The 689-nt window shown below is 74.6% G+C and carries 1 pseudogene; it reads left to right on the forward strand.

Annotation, left to right across the window (positions count from 1 at the left end):
- Positions 1-529: pseudogene (locus KS423_RS46740) on the forward strand (hypothetical protein); the annotation flags it as partial.
- Positions 530-689 lie beyond the last annotated feature (160 nt).

The following is a 689-nucleotide window of genomic DNA, read 5'->3' on the forward strand; positions in this document are numbered from 1 at the left end:
GAGCGCCGCCGCGAGCGCGTCCGGCTCGCCCGCCGGCACGCCGTCCCCGACCGCGACCGGCCCCGGTCCGGGCGCCAAGGCCCAGGCCGAGGCGCTGGACAGCCTGCTCAGCGAGGGCGAGAACGCCAAGGCCCCGATCGGCAGCGCCGTCGCCAAGGTGACCAGCTGCCCGTCGAAGGCCGACATCGAGAGCGCCGCCCAGACCTTCGACAACGGCGCGAGCCAGCGGGCCGCCCTGCTGACCAAGCTCTCCCAGCTGAGTGTCACGGACGTGCCGGGCGGCGCGGACGCGCTGAACTCGCTGAGATCCGCCTGGCAGCTGTCGGCCGACATAGACAAGGCGTACGCGAGCTGGGCGCGCGCCGTCGCCGCCCAGGGCTGTACCGGCCGGGCGCCGGCCACCCCGGACAAGAAGCACGCGGACGAACTCAACCCGCAGGCCACCCAGGCGAAGACGGACTTCATGACCAAGTGGAACCCGATCGCGAAGAACTACGGCCTGACTCCGCGCACCCAGGACAGGATCTGACCGACCAGTGACCGGTTCCACCCCCCGCCCGCCCCGCCGCTCCACCCTGCTGCGCGCCACCACGGCCGCGGCCGTGGCCGTTCCGCTCTGCACGGCGGGCTGGTTCGGCTGGCGGGCCCTCGACCACTCCGGCCCGGCAGGTGCCGCGGCGGCCCCTGCC

Source organism: Streptomyces sp. LS1784, from assembly GCF_020103755.1.
GTDB lineage: Bacteria > Actinomycetota > Actinomycetes > Streptomycetales > Streptomycetaceae > Kitasatospora.